Source organism: Pseudomonas sp. Soil_N_39, assembly GCF_057655955.1.
In genome coordinates, this window is record NZ_JBDGLI010000007.1 from 149,830 (window position 1) to 166,993 (window position 17,164).

A 17,164-nucleotide genomic window follows, 5' to 3' on the forward strand; every position below is an offset into this window, starting at 1 on the left:
CCCTAAGGATCTTGCTCCCACAGGGTTGTGTCTTGCCCTAAGGATCTTGCTCCCACAGGGTTGTGTCTTGCCCTAAGGATCTTGCTCCCACAGGGTTGTGTCTTGCCCTAAGGGATTTCGCCACCTCTGCTTCATAGGATTTCGCAATGAGCAATAACGCGTCCTTCACGCCGCCCAGCCTGTTGCTCAGCACCATCGGGCTGTCGCTGGCGACGTTCATGCAAGTGCTCGACACCACCATTGCCAACGTCGCCTTGCCGACCATTTCCGGCAACCTGGGCGTCAGCTCGGAGCAGGGCACCTGGGTGATCACTTCGTTCGCGGTGAGCAATGCCATCGCCCTGCCGCTCACCGGTTGGCTCAGCCGTCGGTTTGGTGAGGTGAAGCTGTTTTTGTGGGCGACGATGCTGTTCGTGCTCGCTTCGTTCTTGTGTGGCATTTCCACCTCAATGCCGGAGCTGATTGGTTTCCGCGTGGTTCAGGGGCTGGTGGCCGGGCCGTTGTACCCGATGACCCAGACCTTGCTGATTGCCGTCTACCCGCCGGCCAGGCGCGGTATGGCCCTGGCGTTGCTGGCGATGGTCACGGTGGTGGCGCCGATTGCCGGGCCGATCCTCGGCGGCTGGATCACCGATAGCTACAGCTGGCCGTGGATTTTCTTCATCAACGTGCCCATCGGGATTTTCGCGGTGATGGTGGTGCGTCAGCAGCTCAAGGCGCGAGAGGTGGTCACCAGTCGCCAACCGATGGATTACGTGGGGTTGATCACGCTGATCATCGGTGTCGGTGCGCTCCAGGTGATTCTCGACAAGGGCAACGACCTGGACTGGTTCGAGTCGAATTTCATCATCATTGGCGCGCTGATTTCAGTCATTGCCCTGGCGGTGTTCGTGATCTGGGAAATGACCGATCGCCATCCGGTGGTCAACCTGCGCCTGTTCGCCTATCGCAATTTCCGCATCGGCACCATTGTGTTGGTGGGCGGCTATGCCGGGTTCTTCGGCATCAACCTGATCCTGCCGCAGTGGTTGCAGACACAGATGGGCTACACCGCGACCTGGGCCGGGCTGGCGGTGGCGCCCATCGGCATCCTGCCGGTGTTGATGTCGCCCTTCGTCGGCAAGTACGCCCACAAGTTCGATTTGCGCTTGCTGGCGGGGCTGGCGTTCCTGGCCATCGGCCTGAGCTGCTTCATGCGCGCCGGGTTCACCAACGAGGTGGATTTCCAGCACATTGCGCTGGTGCAGTTGTTCATGGGCATCGGCGTGGCGCTGTTCTTCATGCCGACCCTGAGCATCCTGATGTCGGACCTGCCGCCGCACCAGATTGCCGACGGCGCGGGGCTGGCAACGTTCTTGCGGACCCTGGGCGGCAGCTTTGCCGCGTCATTGACCACCTGGATCTGGATCCGCCGGGCCGACCAGCATCATGCCTACCTGAGCGAAAGCATCAGCACCTTCGAGCCGGCCACCCGCGAGGCGCTCAACCAGCTTGGCGGTGCGAGCGCACCGGCCTATGCCCGGCTTGAGCAGGTCCTCAACAGCCAGGCGTACATGCTCTCCACCGTGGATTACTTCACGCTGCTGGGGTGGGCGTTCATGGGGTTGATCGTGCTGGTATGGCTGGCCAAACCGCCGTTTGCGGCGAAGGCGGGGCCTGCGTCGGCAGGGCATTGATTCAGACGTGAAATGCAATCCAATGTGGGAGCGAGCCTGTGGGAGCAAGGCTTGCCCGCGATGCAGGCGACACGGTTCAACTGCAAGACCGTGTCATCGTTCATCGCGAGCAAGCCTTGCTCCCACAGGCTCGCGCCCACAAAGAAGATCTGCGGGCTTCAAGTGCTTGGCAACGCCAACTGCGCATTACCAAAACCAAACGGCGCCAACGCGAACCCCTGTTCATCCACCTGCAATGCCCAGCCTTGTTTGTCCCAATCCCCCAGCACGATGCGTCTCGCTGCGTGTTCGCCCAGTTGCAGCTTGTGGATGGCGGGGCGGTGGGTATGGCCGTGGACCAAGGTCCTCACGCCGTATTGCTGCATGATCCGCGGGATCTCTTCGGGCGTGACGTCGACGATGTCATTGGCTTTCATGCGTGTCTGCGTGCGGCTTTCGCTGCGCAGTTTGCGCGCCAGTTTCTGGCGGCTGCCCAGCGGCAGGTGGCGCAGGATGAACAGCGTGACCGGGTTGCGCAGCCAGCGCCGCAGTTTCATGTAGCCTTCGTCGCGGGTGCAGAGGCTGTCGCCGTGCATCAGCAGCACCGGCTCGCCGTTGAGCTGCACGACACTCGGGTCCTTGAGCAGGGTGCAGCCAGCCGCTTTGCAAAAGGCCTGCCCCAGCATGAAGTCGCGATTGCCGTGCATCAGGAAAATGGCCGTGCCGCTGTCGCTCAATTCGCGCAGGGCCTGGCAGATGGAACGCTGGAACGGCGTCATGGCATCGTCGCCGATCCAGGCTTCAAAAAAATCGCCCAGAATGTACAACGCTTGCGCCGAGCGGGCGCGTGTGGCGATCAAATCCAGAAACGCCCGGGTAATGTCCGGGCGCTCCTCTTCCAGATGCAAATCTGAAATCAGCAGTATCACTCAATGATCTCGGCTTTCTCGATGATCACGTCTTCTGCTGGCACGTCCTGGTGGCCGGCCTTGGAAGTGGTGGAAACGCCTTTGATCTTGTCGACCACATCGGTGCCTTCAACCACTTTGCCGAATACTGCGTAGCCCCAGCCCTGGGTGGTCTTGCTGCTGTGGTTCAGGAAGCTGTTGTCCGCCACGTTGATGAAAAACTGCGCGGAAGCCGAATGCGGCTCCATGGTACGGGCCATGGCAACGGTGTACTTTTCGTTCGGCAGGCCGTTGTCGGCTTCGTTCTGGATGCTTGGGCGCTTGTCTTTCTTTTCTTTCATGCCTGGCTCGAAACCGCCGCCCTGGATCATGAAGTTGCCGATGACGCGGTGGAAAACGGTGTTTTCGTAGTGGCCGGTGTTGACGTATTCGATGAAGTTGGCCACGGTCAGCGGCGCTTTCTCAGCGTTCAGTTCCAGGACGATGTCGCCGTGGTTGGTGGACAGTTTGACTTTGCTCATGGTCGGTACTCTTTCAAGGAATTCGTGGGTTTCGGGGCTGTGATGCCCGCAACCGGTCTGGCTGTAATGGGCCAGGCTGGGCAGTTTAGCGCGCCGGGCACGAATTTCGAGGCTGTTTTTCATCTGGCCGTCGATTAAATTCAATCGTTTGCCGGCCTGGCCTGTCAGGTACTTGACAGCATCGGCTATGATACGGGCTTTGATTTATCAGGCCGCACCCGGCCGCGCACTTGTACGTTCAAGGATCCTATGAGCAAGCCCACTGTCGACCCTACCTCGAATTCCAAGACCGGCCCGGCCGTGCCGGTCAATTTCCTGCGCCCGATCATCCAGGCGGACCTGGACTCGGGTAAGCACACACAGATCGTCACTCGTTTCCCGCCGGAGCCCAACGGCTACCTGCACATCGGCCATGCCAAGTCGATCTGCGTGAATTTCGGCCTGGCCCAGGAGTTCGGCGGCGTCACGCACCTGCGTTTCGACGACACCAACCCGGCCAAGGAAGACCAGGAATACATCGACGCGATCGAAAGCGACGTCAAGTGGCTGGGTTTCGAATGGTCCGGTGAGGTGCGCTACGCCTCGCAATATTTCGACCAGTTGCACGACTGGGCGGTGGAACTGATCAAGGCTGGCAACGCCTACGTGTGCGACCTGACCCCCGAGCAGGCCAAGGAATACCGCGGCAGCCTGACCGAGCCAGGCAAGAACAGCCCGTTCCGGGAACGCAGCGTGGAAGAGAACCTGGACCTGTTCGCCCGCATGCGCGCCGGTGAATTCCCGGACGGTGCACGGGTGCTGCGCGCCAAGATCGACATGGCCTCGCCGAACATGAACCTGCGCGACCCGATCATGTACCGCATCCGTCACGCCCATCACCACCAGACCGGCGACAAATGGTGCATCTACCCCAACTATGACTTCACCCATGGTCAGTCGGACGCCATCGAAGGCATCACCCATTCGATCTGCACCCTGGAGTTCGAAAGCCATCGCCCGTTGTACGAGTGGTTCCTCGAGCACCTGCCCGTGCCGGCCACCCCGCGCCAGTACGAATTCAGCCGCTTGAACCTGAACTACACCATCACCAGCAAGCGCAAGCTCAAGCAACTGGTGGACGAGAAGCACGTCAACGGTTGGGATGACCCGCGCATGTCGACGCTGTCGGGCTTCCGTCGTCGTGGTTACACGCCAAAGTCGATCCGCAACTTCTGCGAGATGGTCGGCACCAACCGTTCCGACGGTGTGGTGGACTTCGGCATGCTGGAATTCAGCATCCGCGATGACCTGGACCACAGCGCTCCGCGTGCCATGTGCGTGCTGCGTCCGCTGAAAGTCGTGATCACCAATTACCCGGAAGGCCAGGTCGAGAACCTCGAGCTGCCGCGTCACCCGAAAGAAGACATGGGCGTGCGCGTCCTGCCGTTCGCCCGGGAAATCTACATCGATCGCGATGACTTCATGGAAGAGCCGCCAAAAGGCTACAAGCGCCTGGAGCCGGCCGGCGAAGTGCGCCTGCGCGGCAGCTACGTGATCCGCGCCGACGAAGCGATCAAGGACGCCGACGGCAACATCGTCGAACTGCGTTGCTCCTATGACCCCGACACCCTGGGCAAGAACCCGGAAGGTCGCAAGGTCAAGGGCGTGATCCACTGGGTGCCGGCCGCCGCCAGCGTCGAGTGCGAAGTGCGCCTGTACGATCGCCTGTTCCGTTCGCCGAATCCGGAAAAGGCTGAAGACAGCGCCAGCTTCCTGGACAACATCAACCCTGACTCCCTGCAAGTACTCACGGGTTGTCGTGCCGAGCCTTCGTTGGGCAACGCACAGCCGGAAGACCGTTTCCAGTTCGAGCGCGAAGGTTATTTCTGCGCGGATATCAAGGACTCGAAACCCGGTGCTCCGGTATTCAACCGTACCGTGACCTTGCGCGATTCCTGGGGTCAGTGATCAAGTCTTAAGGGAAACCCTGTGCTTACGATCTACAACACGCTCACCAAGAGCAAAGAAGTCTTCAAGCCGCTGGATGGCAACAAGGTCCGCATGTACGTCTGCGGCATGACCGTGTACGACTACTGCCACATCGGTCATGGTCGCAGCATGGTCGCCTTCGACCTGGTGACCCGCTGGCTGCGGTTCAGCGGTTATGACCTGACCTACGTGCGCAACATCACTGACATCGAAGACAAGATCATCAACCGTGCCCGTGAAAACGGCGAGCCTTACGATGCGCTGACCGAGCGCATGATCAAGGCCATGCACGAGGACGAGGCGCGCCTCAATATCCTCAAGCCGGACTTGGAGCCTCGTGCCACGGACCACATCCCGGGCATGCTGAGCATGATCCAGACCTTGATCGACAAGGGCTATGCCTACGCGCCGGGCAATGGCGACGTGTACTACCGCGTCGCCAAGTTCATGGGCTACGGCAAGCTGTCGCGCAAGAAGATCGAAGACCTGCGCATCGGCGCGCGCATCGAAGTCGACGAGTCGAAGCAGGACCCGCTGGACTTCGTCCTGTGGAAGGCGGCCAAGCCGGGTGAGCCGAGCTGGGAATCCCCATGGGGCGCCGGGCGTCCGGGCTGGCACATCGAATGCTCGGTGATGTCCACCTGCTGCCTGGGCGAGACGTTCGACATTCATGGGGGCGGCAGCGACCTGGAATTCCCGCACCACGAAAACGAAATCGCCCAGAGCGAAGCCGCCACCGGCAAGACCTACGCCAACGCGTGGATGCATTGCGGCATGATCCGGATCAACGGCGAGAAGATGTCCAAGTCCTTGAACAACTTCTTCACCATCCGTGACGTGCTGGAAAAGTACCACCCGGAAGTCATTCGTTACCTGCTGGTGTCGAGTCATTACCGCAGCGCCATCAACTACTCGGAAGACAACCTCAAGGACGCCAAGGGTGCCCTGGAACGTTTCTACCATGCGTTGAAAGGCTTGCCGAATGTGCCGGCGGCCGGCGGCGAAGCGTTCGTTGCACGCTTTACCGAGGTGATGAACGACGACTTCGGCACGCCGGAAGCCTGCGCGGTGCTGTTCGAGATGGTGCGCGAGATCAACCGCCTGCGCGAGAGCGATCTCAATGCAGCGGCTGGCCTGGCGGCCCGCCTGAAAGAACTGGCCAGCGTGCTGGGTGTGTTGCAGCTCGAAGCCGATGATTTCCTGCAGGCCGGCGCCGAAGGTCGCGTGGACGCCGCGCAGGTCGAGGCCTTGATCCAGGCGCGCCTGACTGCGCGGGCGAACAAGGACTGGGCCGAATCCGACCGCATCCGCGACCAGCTCACCGCCATGGGCGTGGTGCTGGAAGACGGGAAGGGTGGGACGACCTGGCGGTTGGCGGACTAAGATTTCTTAGCGCGCACAATTCCCCTTGTGGGAGCGGGCTTGCTCGCGATGGCGGTGCATCAGTTAGTGATTTGTTGACTGACACACTGCATTCGCGAGCAAGCCCGCTCCCACATTGGATCTGCTGTGGTCCCCAATTTTTGCCCGCCTCCAATTCCTGTGGGAGCGAGCTTGCTCGCGATAGCGGAGTGTCAGACAACATGTTTGTCGACTGATACACCGCCATCGCGAGCAAGCTCGCTCCCACAATTTTTTGTGCTCAGCCTGGCAATCATCCCTTTATGAGCTAGTACTGTCAGGTCGATTCGACGTTCTATGACAGGGCTCTTCCATGTTGGCTCATTGGTCGCTTGCGGCAATTCATCTACTGGCGTTCGCCCTCGGGTTCTGGGCGGTGCTGACGCGCGGCACGGCACTACGACGCCTGGCGGGCGGTGTGGACGCGGTGCGGAGTGTCTTGGTGGCTGACAATCTGTGGGGTCTGTCGGCGCTGGTGCTGTTGGTGACCGGTGGGATGCGAGCGTTCGGCGGGTACGAAAAAGGCACGGACTATTACCTGCATCAACCGCTGTTTCATCTGAAGATGACGTTGCTGCTGTTGATCCTGTTGCTTGAAATCGTACCGATGATCGCCCTGATCAAATGGCGGATGGCGCTGGGCAAAGGGGCGGCGATCGATCCTTCGAAAGCCGGCCGACTTGCGCGGATCAGCCATATCGAAGCCTTATTGCTGATCTTGATGGTCGTCGCCGCCACAGGCATGGCGCGCGGCGTGGGTCTGGGCTGACCGGCCGCGAACGCCTGCTTCGTCATCATTAAAACGAAACGTCTGACAGCCATGCTCAGCGCCATGCCATTAGTATCGGTTCACGGGTGGGACGAACGAAGGCGAGGGTGGGGCGAAGTATGGCGCGGTCGGCCAGAATCTTTAGCCAGCCATTGCGACGATGCAAACGGGCTGGCTGCGGACTGCTGCAATGTTCAGGGAGTTTGCGGCTTGTCGGGGGCGGTAAGGCCGGCCTGAATACGCTGATAGATCTCTTCACGATGCACCGCAACGTTTTTCGGGGCGTTGATGCCGATCCGTACTTGTTGGCCGCTAACGCCCAGAATGGTGATCGTGATGTCGTCACCAATGTTTATGCTTTCACCGACTTTGCGGGTGAGTATCAGCATGGTGTTCTCCTTGATTGCTTTATAGGGCACCTGATTCAGACAGTGCAGATGTCGGTACTGCTTATAGATTAGTGCTAAGTGTCACAATGTGGGTGCCTCTTTCTGACGTGCAGATGCAGCATTAATTCCCAGGGTGCGACTATACAGAGACGCCGAGCAGGATTCTCGTGTTTTGAGCATTGTTGGCGGCGATCTTGACGGGCACGGGTGCTAAAATCCATACCTCATGTCTTCCAGGGGAAACGTTGTGCGCAAATTGGCTTGGGTTATCGCGGTATTGGCGTTGGCAGGATGCGGTGAAGGGCGTGACGTCGAAGCACCGAAGCCCAAACCCGCCGCGACCTCCGCACCGGCCGTCGCTGCCGCGCCGCAGTGGGCCGTCGAGGTTCGCGGCCAGACACCGCAGGCTGTCAGCGACCTGACCGGTTGGCTCATCGAGCATAGTTTCATGTCGAACGTGGTGCGGGAAAACGGCAAGGAGCGCGTCCTGGTCGGCCCTTTCAGCTCCGAGGCCGAAGCCCAAGCCAAGCAGGAACAGGTCACGGCCGCACTGGTCCGGGCGAAGAAACGCAACATCGAGACGTTGGTGGTGGACTACCCGACGGCCCAATGATCGGGGTAGAGCAAAAAAGCCAGTAAAATCTGTGGGAGCGAGCTTGCTCGCGATAGCGGTGGATCAGCCAACATCTATGTTGACTGACATGTCCCTATCGCGAGCAAGCTCGCTCCCACAGTGGGTTTGTGCTGGTCACGAATGCGAGGTCAACCGCAGGCCTTCATGTCCACCGGCCCCACGAACTCGTTCCCGCGTCCCATGACGCACGCCACGCTCTGGTTGCGCTGGCGTTCCCAGCTTTCGACCGGGTAGGTCTTGTCCCAGGCTTCATACAGGCGCCGGTCCTGCTTCGAGAGGCGCAGGCCATATTGCTTGCTCATGTAGAAATAGGTCCGGGCGATCATCCCTCGGATGGAAGGGCGGGGCATGACCTTCTTGGCCTTGAAATCCACTTGGGTCAGGCATGAGCCGTATTGGCCCTTTTGCTCTGGCAGCCAGCCGAAACTGAAATTGCTGCGATCGCCATTCACTTCCCCGATGCTCGGCACCAGGTTGTGCAGGTCGGCCTCGGCCCGTTGATAGACTGGATCATAGCGGGTGCAGTTCTTGCGACCGCCTTGTTGCCAGCATTGGCGCTGATGGCCGATCTGCCACGCCGGAACGATATGCTCCCACTCAATGCGAGCGGCACGGCTGGCGTTCTTGCGCGGTACATAACCGCAGGCGGCCAGGTTCACGCGGTTGCCGGTGTATTTGCAGCCACAGTAGAACTCGGTGGATTGCGGGGCGTAGAGTTTCCAGGCGATTTTCTTGGCTTCGTTGAAGGTGCGCGGGGCACCGGCCTGTGCGCCCAAGGCGATGAACACAAGCAAAAAAGCTAAACAGCGAACACTCATCAGGCTCAATCTTCCTTCGGCACTACCCAGAAAACCTGCACACCACCATCGTCGCGATAGGCGAGGGTTACGTTGTCGTTCTCGTCGATTTCTTCCAGGAGGCGCTCCCACTCATCCACCGGCTCGTCGGGCAGACGGAAGATCAGCGCGGCCTTGGCTTTTTGCGCGGTGGGGGCGTTGATGATTTTCGAGACCCGAAGACCGAGTCGCGTATAGGAATCTAGGGGGGCAGTTGCAGCGGAGGGGGTGGCCAAAGGATTATCCTTATTAAGCTGTACGGGCATACAGTATTTAACTGTAGGCATTTACGCAACTGCTTAAAATTCAAGAAAACCGTCTGACAGCGCTTTTTTCGTTTTGGTGTGGGAAAAAGGAGTTTTTTATCGGCTGGCGTAAACAGGCGTCATCCGCTCAGGATGGCGAAGCTATAGACTGATTTCAGTGGGCGCTAAAGAAACGGCTTCGGCGGGCGATGTCCTTCGTAGGAATCCCTCTCTATGGAGTTTTGACATGTCGTTTTCCATCGGCTTTCCCAATTCGGCAGCCGTGACCATCGGTGGCAAATCCGCAGCCACTCTGAAGGCCCTGAGCGAATCAGAAGCCCAGGCCGCCGATGAGGCCCTGGGTACAGCGCAAACCTCGGGCAAGGTCCGCGCAGTCGTGGGCGCAGGCGCTGAAGCGACCGGCCAGGCGCAGGAGGGCGGTAGCACCCAGAGCGTGGCGGTCCAGGTGCTGCTCAAACGGATGCAAGAGCTTCAGCAGCAGCTCAGGGAGCAGCAACAACAACTGGCTGCCGCCGAGGCGCGCAACTATCCAACGGAGGAGGCCAAGGCCTCGGCGGTGATGGCGGTCCAAGGGCAGATCGCCGACACCAGTGGCGCCTTGCTGGAAGTCACCGGCCACCTGGTCACGGAGCTGGCCAAGGGCGCCAGTTCGGGTTCGGTGGTCAACACGACGGCTTGAGCCTCGACGTTGCGGATCAAACCGCAACGTTGACAAATCTTTGAAGCCTTACCATAGTTCACTTCACGCAAACGTTTGCGCGGCGTTCCGTGCATTGATTTGCTCACAATAATCATAAGATCGGAGTGAACCCATGAAGTTGCCATTCGCTGGACGCCTTCTCGCTGTTGCCATGCTCGCGGCCGCATCCGCTGCGCTGCCTATCTCCTCGGCATTTGCCCAGACCGCAGAAAAACCCAAGGTCGCCCTGGTCATGAAATCCCTGGCTAACGAATTCTTCCTGACCATGGAAGACGGTGCCAAGGCTTATCAGAAGGAACACTCCGCCGATTTCGAGCTGATCTCCAACGGGATCAAGGATGAAACCGACACCGCCAACCAGATCCGCATTGTCGAGCAGATGATCGTGGCCAAGGTCAATGCCCTGATCATCGCGCCAGCGGATTCCAAGGCCATGGTGCCGGTGATCAAGAAAGCCGTCGACGCCGGCATCACCGTGATCAACATCGATAACCAGCTCGATCCGGACGTGGTCAAGAGCAAGAACATCAAGGTGCCGTTCGTAGGCCCTGACAACCGCAAGGGTGCACGTTTGGTCGGTGAGTACCTGGCCAAGCAGCTCAAGGCCGGTGACGAAGTCGGCATCATCGAAGGCGTGTCCACCACCACCAACGCCCAGGCACGCACCGCGGGCTTCAAGGATGCGATGGAGGCGGCGCAGGTCAAGGTCGTCTCCCTGCAATCCGGCGACTGGGAAATCAACAAGGGCAACCAGGTTGCCGCGTCGATGCTCAGCGAATACCCGAACATCAAGGCTCTGCTGGCTGGTAACGACAGCATGGCGGTCGGCGCGGTCTCGGCCGTGCGCGCGGCGGGCAAGGCGGGCAAGGTGCAGGTGGTCGGCTACGACAACATCAATGCCATCAAGCCGATGCTCAAGGACGGTCGTGTCCTGGCGACGGCCGACCAGTTCGCCGCCAAGCAGGCTGTCTTCGGGATCGAGACGGCGCTGAAGATCCTCAAGGGCGAAAAAGTCGACAGCGGCACCAACGGCGTTATCGAAACTCCGGTCGAGCTGGTGACCAAGCCGTAACCCTGGCGACACAACGGTGCTCGCCCATCCGGGCGAGCGCATTGGAGAGTTTGTTATGTCCGTTCTCGACCCGAACGCTGTCCTGTGCGTCAGCGGTATCGGCAAGACCTATGCCCAGCCGGTACTGACCGACATCAGCCTGACGTTGATGCGCGGTGAAGTGTTGGCGCTGACCGGTGAAAATGGCGCCGGCAAAAGCACCCTGTCCAAGATCATCGGCGGGCTGGTGACGCCGACGACCGGGCAGATGCAATTCCAAGGGCAGGATTATCGCCCTGGCAGCCGGACCCAGGCAGAAGAGCTGGGCGTGCGCATGGTGATGCAGGAACTCAACCTGCTGCCGACCCTGTCCGTGGCTGAGAACCTGTTCCTCGACAACCTGCCCAGCCATGGCGGCTGGATCAGCCGCAAGCGATTGCGCAAGTCGGCCATCGAAGCCATGGCCCAGGTGGGGCTTGATGCAATCGATCCTGACACGCTGGTCGGCGAGCTGGGGATCGGTCACCAGCAGATGGTCGAGATCGCCCGCAACCTGATCGGCGATTGCCATGTGCTGATTCTCGATGAGCCGACCGCCATGCTGACGGCCCGCGAAGTTGAAATGCTCTTTGAGCAGATCACTCGTCTGCAGGCGCGTGGCGTGTCGATCATCTACATTTCCCATCGTCTCGAAGAGCTGGCGCGGGTCGCCCAACGCATTGCGGTACTGCGTGACGGCAACCTGGTCTGCGTCGAGCCGATGGCCAACTACGACAGCGAGCAACTGGTGACCCTGATGGTTGGCCGGGAGTTGGGCGAGCACATTGATCTCGGTCCACGCCAGATCGGCGCGCCGGCGTTGACCGTTAAAGGCCTGACCCGTTCCGACAAGGTCCGCGACGTGTCCTTCGAAGTCCGCAGTGGCGAGATCTTCGGCATCTCCGGCCTGATCGGGGCAGGGCGTACCGAATTGTTGCGGCTGATCTTCGGTGCCGATCCGGCCGACAGCGGCACGGTGGCGCTGGGTTCGCCGGCCCAGGTCGTGAGCATTCGCTCCCCGTCCGATGCGGTGGCCCATGGCATCGCCTTGATCACCGAAGACCGCAAGGGCGAAGGCCTGCTGCTGACTCAATCCATCGCCGCCAACATTGCCCTGGGTAACATGCCGGAGATTTCCAGCGCCGGCCTGGTCAATGGCAGCGCCGAACTGGCCTTGGCGCAGCGGCAGGTCGATGCCATGCGCATCCGCAGTTCCAGCCCGACCCAGTTGGTGTCCGAGCTGTCGGGCGGCAACCAGCAGAAAGTCGTGATCGGTCGTTGGCTCGAACGCGATTGCGCAGTCATGCTGTTCGACGAGCCGACCCGTGGCATCGACGTCGGCGCCAAATTCGACATTTATGCGCTGCTCGGCGAGTTGACTCGCCAGGGCAAGGCGCTGGTCGTGGTGTCCAGTGACCTGCGGGAACTGATGTTGATCTGCGACCGGATCGGCGTGCTGTCCGCCGGGCGCCTGATCGACACCTTCGAGCGCGACAGCTGGACCCAGGATGACTTGCTTGCCGCCGCATTCGCCGGCTACCAGAAACGTGATGCGTTGCTCAACGAAGCAGCGCCTAGGGATCTTTCATGAAAACCGCATCTGCCGTCGGCAAATCGAGTGGCAACTTCTACGGCCTCGGGACCTACCTGGGCCTGGCCGGCGCGCTGCTGGCCATGATCGCGCTGTTCTCGGCCTTGAGCAGCCATTTCCTGTCCTATGACACCTTCAGTACCTTGGCCAACCAGATTCCCGACCTCATGGTGCTGGCGGTCGGCATGACGTTCATTCTGATCATCGGCGGCATCGACCTGTCGGTGGGCTCGGTGCTGGCACTGGCGGCTTCGACGGTCAGCGTGGCCGTGCTCGGCTGGGGCTGGAGTGTCTGGCCATCGGCCTTGCTCGGCATGGCCGTGGCGGCGCTGGCGGGTACGGTCACCGGTTCGATCACCGTGGCGTGGCGGATTCCATCGTTCATCGTCTCCCTCGGCGTGCTGGAAATGGCCCGGGGCCTGGCGTACCAGATGACTGGTTCGCGGACCGCCTACATCGGCGACTCGTTCGCCTGGCTCTCCAACCCCATCGCCTTTGGTATCTCGCCTTCGTTCATCATCGCTTTGCTGGTGATCTTCATTGCCCAGGCAGTGCTGACCCGTACGGTGTTCGGTCGCTACCTGATCGGCATCGGCACCAATGAAGAAGCCGTGCGCCTGGCCGGCATCAACCCAAAGCCCTACAAGATCCTGGTGTTCAGCCTGATGGGTTTGCTGGCCGGTGTGGCGGCATTGTTCCAGATTTCTCGCCTGGAGGCCGCGGACCCGAACGCCGGCTCAGGGCTGGAGCTGCAGGTGATCGCTGCGGTGGTCATCGGTGGCACCAGCCTGATGGGTGGGCGCGGTTCGGTCATCAGCACCTTCTTTGGCGTGCTGATCATCTCCGTGCTGGCGGCGGGCCTGGCGCAGATCGGCGCTACCGAACCGACCAAACGTATCATTACCGGCGCGGTGATCGTGGTGGCGGTCGTGCTCGATACCTATCGCAGCCAGCGCGCCAGTCGGCGGGGCTGAACCATGGCGACGATCAAGGATGTAGCAGCGCTCGCGGGGATTTCCTACACCACCGTGTCCCACGTGGTGAACAAGACGCGGCCGGTCAGCGAAGAAGTGCGGCTCAAGGTCGAGGCGGCCATCGAGCGCCTGGACTACGTGCCCAGCGCCGTGGCCCGGTCGCTCAAGGCCAAGACCACGGCGACCATCGGCCTGCTGGTGCCCAACAGCCTCAACCCTTACTTTGCCGAGTTGGCCCGGGGCATCGAGGATTACTGTGAGCGCAACGGCTATTGCGTGATCCTGTGCAACTCTGACGACAACCCGGACAAGCAACGCAGCTACCTGCGTGTGCTGCTGGAAAAACGCATCGATGGCCTGATCTTCGCGTCCGCTGGCGGTGATGTCGGCCTGGCCGAGGGGCTGGCCAACGTGCGCACGCCCATGGTGATCGTCGACCGCGGGCTCGATGGCGTCGACGCAGACCTGGTGCGCATCGATCATGAATACGGCGCCTACCTGGCGACCCGGCACCTGCTGGAGCTGGGGCACCGCGATATTGCCTTCATCGGCGGCCCGGCCAACACCAGCGTGGCGCAGATGCGTTTGGCCGGTTACTGCCGAGCACTGAAAGAGGCCGGGATCGAGTTGCCCGTCGAGCGCATGCTCGAGAGCGATTTCACCAGTACCGGCGGTTACCGCGCCGCCGCGCAATTGCTTGAACTGCAGCCGCCGAGTGCGATCTTTGCGGCCAACGACATGATCGGCATCGGTGTGCTGCGCGCCGCCGCTGAACGCAACATACGCGTACCCAGCGAGCTGTCGGTCATTGGTTTCGACGACATCCAGATGAGCCGTTATGTCTACCCGGCGTTGACCACGGTGGGGCAGTCGATCCTGCAGCTCGGCGAGATGGCGGCCGAAGTGCTGCTGCTGCGTATCGCGACACCGAGCCTTGCCACCGACCAGCGGATCGTGACGCCAAGTATTGTCTTGCGTGAGTCGACTGCACCGCTGTCCGGTACATTCGCCCAATACCGCTGAACCGAATTGATGAGTAGTGATGTATGCCAGCAAAAGTAGTGGTAATAGGCAGCCTGAACATGGACCTGGTGACCCGGGCGCCGCGCTTGCCCCGTGGCGGTGAAACACTGATCGGCGAGTCGTTCGCCACCATCCCGGGCGGCAAGGGCGCCAACCAGGCGGTGGCCGCCGCGCGCCTGGGAGCGCAGGTGTCGATGGTCGGTTGCGTGGGCAACGATGCCTACGGCGAGCAATTGCGCGGCGCACTGCTGGCCGAGGGCATCGACTGCCAGGCGGTGCGTGTGGTGGAGGATTCCAGCGGCGTGGCGCTGATTGTTGTCGATGACAACAGCCAGAATGCCATCGTTATCGTCGCCGGTGCCAACGGAGCGCTCACTGCCGAGGTCCTGGACGGTGTCGATGCAGTGCTGCAAAGCGCCGATGTCATTATCTGCCAGCTCGAAGTGCCGGATGCCACCGTCGGCCATGCCCTGAAGCGCGGCCGTGAGTTGGGCAAAATCGTCATCCTCAACCCGGCGCCGGCTTCCCATACGTTGCCGGCCGACTGGTATGCCTGCGTCGATTACCTGATTCCCAATGAAAGTGAAGCAGCGGTGCTGAGCGGGCTGGCGGTGGACTCCCTGGAAACCGCCGAAGCCGCGGCGGCGCATCTGATCGCCGCCGGTGCCGGCAAGGTGATCGTCACCCTGGGCGCCCAGGGCCTGATGTTCGCCAATGGCGCCAGCTTCGAACACTTCCCGGCCCCGCGGGTCAAGGCGGTGGACACCACGGCGGCCGGAGACACCTTTGTCGGCGGCTTCGCGGCAGCCTTGGCCAGCGGCAAGAGCGAGGTCGATGCGATTCGTTTCGGTCAGGTCGCCGCCGCGCTGTCGGTCACCCGATCCGGCGCGCAACCTTCAATCCCCACGTTGCTGGAAGTGCAGGCTTTCAAATCATGAAAAAGACGCCGTTGTTGAATGTGGCACTGTCGCGACTGATCGCTTCCCTCGGCCATGGCGACAAGGTGGTCATCGGTGATGCCGGCCTGCCTGTGCCGCCCCAGGTCGAATTGATCGACCTGGCCCTGACCCATGGCATTCCTGATTTTGTCAGCACCTTGAAGGTGGTGCTCAGCGAAATGCAGGTGGAAAGCCATGTCCTGGCCGAGGAGATCCTCGAGAAGCAACCTTCGGCCCTGACGACCCTGGAGGCGCTGCATGCCGAGGGTGCGCTGGGTGAGCGGGCGTTGGTCAGTCATGAACAATTCAAGGTCATCAGCCAACAGGCACGGGCGATCATTCGCACCGGCGAATGCTCGCCGTACTGCAATATCGTGCTGGTCTCTGGAGTGACGTTCTAACCCTGTTCAACCCTGCACAAGGAATGCGCCATGCACCGCTATGCTGAGAAAATGCACCAACTGATCCGGAGTCTGCTGCTTTTGTCATTGATCACCGCAACGAGCGCCCAGGCGGCGGAAAAGATCGACCTGATCATCGACACCGATCCAGGCGCCGACGACGTGGTGGCGCTGTTGTTCGCCCTGGCATCGCCCGAGGAACTTCATATCCGTGCGCTGACCACCGTCGCCGGCAATGTGCGCCTGGACAAGACCTCGCGCAACGCTCGCCTGGCCCGTGAGTGGGCAGGGCGCGAAGACGTGCCGGTCTACGCCGGTGCGCCGAAACCGTTGATGCGCACGCCCATCTACGCAGAAAACATCCATGGCAAGGAAGGCCTGTCGGGTGTCACGGTGCACGAGCCGAAGAAGGGGCTGGCCGAGGGCAATGCCGTCAACTACCTGATCGACACGCTGAAGGCGGCCAAGCCCCACAGCATTACCATTGCCATGTTGGGGCCGCAGACCAACCTGGCGCTGGCGTTGGTCCAGGAGCCGGACATTGTCCAAGGCATCAAGGAAGTGGTGATCATGGGCGGTGCGCACTTCAACGGCGGCAATATCACGCCGGTGGCTGAGTTCAATCTGTTCGCCGACCCGCAGGCGGCCGAGGTGGTGGCCAAGAGCGGCGTGAAGCTGACCTACCTGCCGCTGGACGTGACCCACAAGATCCTCACCAGCGAAGCGCGCCTGAAGCAGATCGCGGCGCTGAACAACAACGCCAGCAAGTTGGTGGGCGATATCCTCAACGAATACGTCAAGGGCGATATGGAGCACTACGGAATGACGGGCGGGCCGGTGCATGACGCAACCGTGATTGCCTACCTGCTCAAGCCACAACTGTTCACCGGCCGTTCGGTCAATGTCGTCGTGGACAGTCGCGAGGGTCCGACGTTCGGGCAGACCATCGTCGACTGGTATGACGGCCTGAAGGCGCCGAAGAACGCGTTCTGGGTGGAAAACGGTGATGCCCAGGGGTTCTTCGACCTGCTGACCGAGCGCCTGGCGCGCCTCAAGTAACCCGCCTGGCTATGCACCCGCAGGCTGGACCTGCGGGCGCG

Annotated in this window: 18 protein-coding genes; 13 read left to right on the plus strand and 5 right to left on the minus strand. The window is 61.0% G+C overall.

Features of this window, described 5'->3' with window-relative positions:
- Positions 1-146: 146 nt before the first annotated feature.
- The gene (locus AC3A5O_RS12865; protein WP_305470476.1) at positions 147-1,676 is read left to right on the plus strand and encodes a DHA2 family efflux MFS transporter permease subunit; all 1,530 of its coding nucleotides are present in this window, start codon (positions 147-149) and stop codon (positions 1,674-1,676) included.
- 158 nt (positions 1,677-1,834) lie between these two features.
- Here the strand turns inward: AC3A5O_RS12865 and lpxH are convergent, their stop codons facing one another.
- Together lpxH and AC3A5O_RS12875 are read right to left on the minus strand one after the other, a co-directional pair.
- Entirely contained in the window at positions 1,835-2,584 is a 750-nt protein-coding gene (gene lpxH / locus AC3A5O_RS12870) for a UDP-2,3-diacylglucosamine diphosphatase (RefSeq protein ID WP_487753253.1), read from the minus strand.
- Entirely contained in the window at positions 2,581-3,084 is a 504-nt protein-coding gene (locus AC3A5O_RS12875; RefSeq protein ID WP_487753278.1) for a peptidylprolyl isomerase, read from the minus strand. The genes lpxH and AC3A5O_RS12875 overlap by 4 nt, the downstream gene beginning before the upstream one ends.
- 249 nt (positions 3,085-3,333) lie before the next feature.
- Here AC3A5O_RS12875 and AC3A5O_RS12880 point away from each other — a divergent pair, with 249 nt between their 5' ends.
- The 3 genes from AC3A5O_RS12880 to AC3A5O_RS12890 all read left to right on the plus strand — a co-directional run bounded on the left by AC3A5O_RS12880 (position 3,334) and on the right by AC3A5O_RS12890 (position 7,222).
- A complete protein-coding gene (locus AC3A5O_RS12880; protein WP_122568157.1) occupies positions 3,334-5,031 on the plus strand; it encodes a glutamine--tRNA ligase/YqeY domain fusion protein in 1,698 nt (565 codons plus the stop codon).
- A gap of 21 nt (positions 5,032-5,052) precedes the next feature.
- A complete protein-coding gene (gene cysS, locus AC3A5O_RS12885) occupies positions 5,053-6,435 on the plus strand; it encodes a cysteine--tRNA ligase (protein WP_487753254.1) in 1,383 nt (460 codons plus the stop codon).
- A gap of 331 nt (positions 6,436-6,766) precedes the next feature.
- Positions 6,767-7,222: a DUF2214 family protein gene (locus tag AC3A5O_RS12890; RefSeq protein ID WP_354336869.1), complete on the plus strand. Its 456-nt coding sequence runs from the start codon at positions 6,767-6,769 to the stop codon at positions 7,220-7,222.
- Positions 7,223-7,416: 194 nt separating this feature from the next.
- Here AC3A5O_RS12890 and csrA read toward each other — a convergent pair whose 3' ends face one another.
- A complete protein-coding gene (gene csrA / locus AC3A5O_RS12895) occupies positions 7,417-7,611 on the minus strand; it encodes a carbon storage regulator CsrA (RefSeq protein ID WP_003179932.1) in 195 nt (64 codons plus the stop codon).
- A gap of 247 nt (positions 7,612-7,858) precedes the next feature.
- Here csrA and AC3A5O_RS12900 point away from each other — a divergent pair, with 247 nt between their 5' ends.
- The gene (locus AC3A5O_RS12900; protein WP_305470480.1) at positions 7,859-8,224 is read left to right on the plus strand and encodes an SPOR domain-containing protein; all 366 of its coding nucleotides are present in this window, start codon (positions 7,859-7,861) and stop codon (positions 8,222-8,224) included.
- Between the two features lie 149 nt (positions 8,225-8,373).
- Here the strand turns inward: AC3A5O_RS12900 and AC3A5O_RS12905 are convergent, their stop codons facing one another.
- Both AC3A5O_RS12905 and AC3A5O_RS12910 read right to left on the minus strand, forming a co-directional pair.
- Positions 8,374-9,063 carry an endonuclease gene (locus AC3A5O_RS12905; RefSeq protein WP_122568161.1) on the minus strand — a complete coding sequence of 230 codons (690 nt, stop codon included), beginning with the start codon at positions 9,061-9,063 and terminating at the stop codon, positions 8,374-8,376.
- Positions 9,064-9,068: 5 nt separating this feature from the next.
- The gene (locus AC3A5O_RS12910; RefSeq protein WP_122568162.1) at positions 9,069-9,368 is read right to left on the minus strand and encodes a DUF1654 domain-containing protein; all 300 of its coding nucleotides are present in this window, start codon (positions 9,366-9,368) and stop codon (positions 9,069-9,071) included.
- Positions 9,369-9,573: 205 nt separating this feature from the next.
- Between AC3A5O_RS12910 and AC3A5O_RS12915 the strand changes: the two genes are divergently transcribed.
- The 8 genes from AC3A5O_RS12915 to AC3A5O_RS12950 all read left to right on the plus strand — a co-directional run bounded on the left by AC3A5O_RS12915 (position 9,574) and on the right by AC3A5O_RS12950 (position 17,123).
- On the plus strand, positions 9,574-10,026 hold the full coding sequence (locus AC3A5O_RS12915) for a hypothetical protein (protein ID WP_354336873.1): 453 nt from the start codon (positions 9,574-9,576) through the stop codon (positions 10,024-10,026).
- A 133-nt stretch (positions 10,027-10,159) separates the two neighbouring features.
- The gene (locus AC3A5O_RS12920) at positions 10,160-11,119 is read left to right on the plus strand and encodes a sugar ABC transporter substrate-binding protein (RefSeq protein ID WP_122568164.1); all 960 of its coding nucleotides are present in this window, start codon (positions 10,160-10,162) and stop codon (positions 11,117-11,119) included.
- A 55-nt stretch (positions 11,120-11,174) separates the two neighbouring features.
- Positions 11,175-12,728, plus strand: coding sequence for a sugar ABC transporter ATP-binding protein (locus AC3A5O_RS12925; protein WP_487753255.1), 1,554 nt, complete (start codon positions 11,175-11,177; stop codon positions 12,726-12,728).
- Positions 12,725-13,702 carry an ABC transporter permease gene (locus tag AC3A5O_RS12930; RefSeq protein ID WP_018608928.1) on the plus strand — a complete coding sequence of 326 codons (978 nt, stop codon included), beginning with the start codon at positions 12,725-12,727 and terminating at the stop codon, positions 13,700-13,702. Before AC3A5O_RS12925 ends, AC3A5O_RS12930 begins: the two co-directional genes overlap by 4 nt.
- A 3-nt stretch (positions 13,703-13,705) precedes the next feature.
- Positions 13,706-14,725 carry a LacI family DNA-binding transcriptional regulator gene (locus AC3A5O_RS12935; protein WP_122568166.1) on the plus strand — a complete coding sequence of 340 codons (1,020 nt, stop codon included), beginning with the start codon at positions 13,706-13,708 and terminating at the stop codon, positions 14,723-14,725.
- Positions 14,726-14,748: 23 nt separating this feature from the next.
- Positions 14,749-15,663, plus strand: coding sequence for a ribokinase (gene rbsK / locus AC3A5O_RS12940; RefSeq protein ID WP_305470483.1), 915 nt, complete (start codon positions 14,749-14,751; stop codon positions 15,661-15,663).
- Positions 15,660-16,064, plus strand: a complete 405-nt coding sequence (gene rbsD / locus AC3A5O_RS12945) for a D-ribose pyranase (protein ID WP_487753256.1) — start codon at positions 15,660-15,662, stop codon at positions 16,062-16,064. Before rbsK ends, rbsD begins: the two co-directional genes overlap by 4 nt.
- Positions 16,065-16,094: 30 nt before the next feature.
- On the plus strand, positions 16,095-17,123 hold the full coding sequence (locus AC3A5O_RS12950; RefSeq protein WP_072339745.1) for a nucleoside hydrolase: 1,029 nt from the start codon (positions 16,095-16,097) through the stop codon (positions 17,121-17,123).
- Positions 17,124-17,164: the final 41 nt, after the last annotated feature.

What these genes read in the sequence shown, in the direction of transcription:
- AC3A5O_RS12865 (WP_305470476.1), top strand. Translation starts at nt 147, where the DNA reads ATGAGCAATAACGCGTCCTTCACGCCGCCCAGCCTGTTGCTCAGCACC.
- AC3A5O_RS12875 (WP_487753278.1), bottom strand. Translation starts at nt 3,084, where the DNA reads ATGAGCAAAGTCAAACTGTCCACCAACCACGGCGACATCGTCCTGGAA.
- AC3A5O_RS12880 (WP_122568157.1), top strand. Translation starts at nt 3,334, where the DNA reads ATGAGCAAGCCCACTGTCGACCCTACCTCGAATTCCAAGACCGGCCCG.
- AC3A5O_RS12890 (WP_354336869.1), top strand. Translation starts at nt 6,767, where the DNA reads ATGTTGGCTCATTGGTCGCTTGCGGCAATTCATCTACTGGCGTTCGCC.
- csrA (WP_003179932.1), bottom strand. Translation starts at nt 7,611, where the DNA reads ATGCTGATACTCACCCGCAAAGTCGGTGAAAGCATAAACATTGGTGAC.
- AC3A5O_RS12905 (WP_122568161.1), bottom strand. Translation starts at nt 9,063, where the DNA reads ATGAGTGTTCGCTGTTTAGCTTTTTTGCTTGTGTTCATCGCCTTGGGC.
- AC3A5O_RS12910 (WP_122568162.1), bottom strand. Translation starts at nt 9,368, where the DNA reads ATGCCTACAGTTAAATACTGTATGCCCGTACAGCTTAATAAGGATAAT.
- AC3A5O_RS12915 (WP_354336873.1), top strand. Translation starts at nt 9,574, where the DNA reads ATGTCGTTTTCCATCGGCTTTCCCAATTCGGCAGCCGTGACCATCGGT.
- AC3A5O_RS12920 (WP_122568164.1), top strand. Translation starts at nt 10,160, where the DNA reads ATGAAGTTGCCATTCGCTGGACGCCTTCTCGCTGTTGCCATGCTCGCG.
- AC3A5O_RS12925 (WP_487753255.1), top strand. Translation starts at nt 11,175, where the DNA reads ATGTCCGTTCTCGACCCGAACGCTGTCCTGTGCGTCAGCGGTATCGGC.
- AC3A5O_RS12930 (WP_018608928.1), top strand. Translation starts at nt 12,725, where the DNA reads ATGAAAACCGCATCTGCCGTCGGCAAATCGAGTGGCAACTTCTACGGC.
- AC3A5O_RS12935 (WP_122568166.1), top strand. Translation starts at nt 13,706, where the DNA reads ATGGCGACGATCAAGGATGTAGCAGCGCTCGCGGGGATTTCCTACACC.
- rbsK (WP_305470483.1), top strand. Translation starts at nt 14,749, where the DNA reads ATGCCAGCAAAAGTAGTGGTAATAGGCAGCCTGAACATGGACCTGGTG.
- rbsD (WP_487753256.1), top strand. Translation starts at nt 15,660, where the DNA reads ATGAAAAAGACGCCGTTGTTGAATGTGGCACTGTCGCGACTGATCGCT.
- AC3A5O_RS12950 (WP_072339745.1), top strand. Translation starts at nt 16,095, where the DNA reads ATGCACCGCTATGCTGAGAAAATGCACCAACTGATCCGGAGTCTGCTG.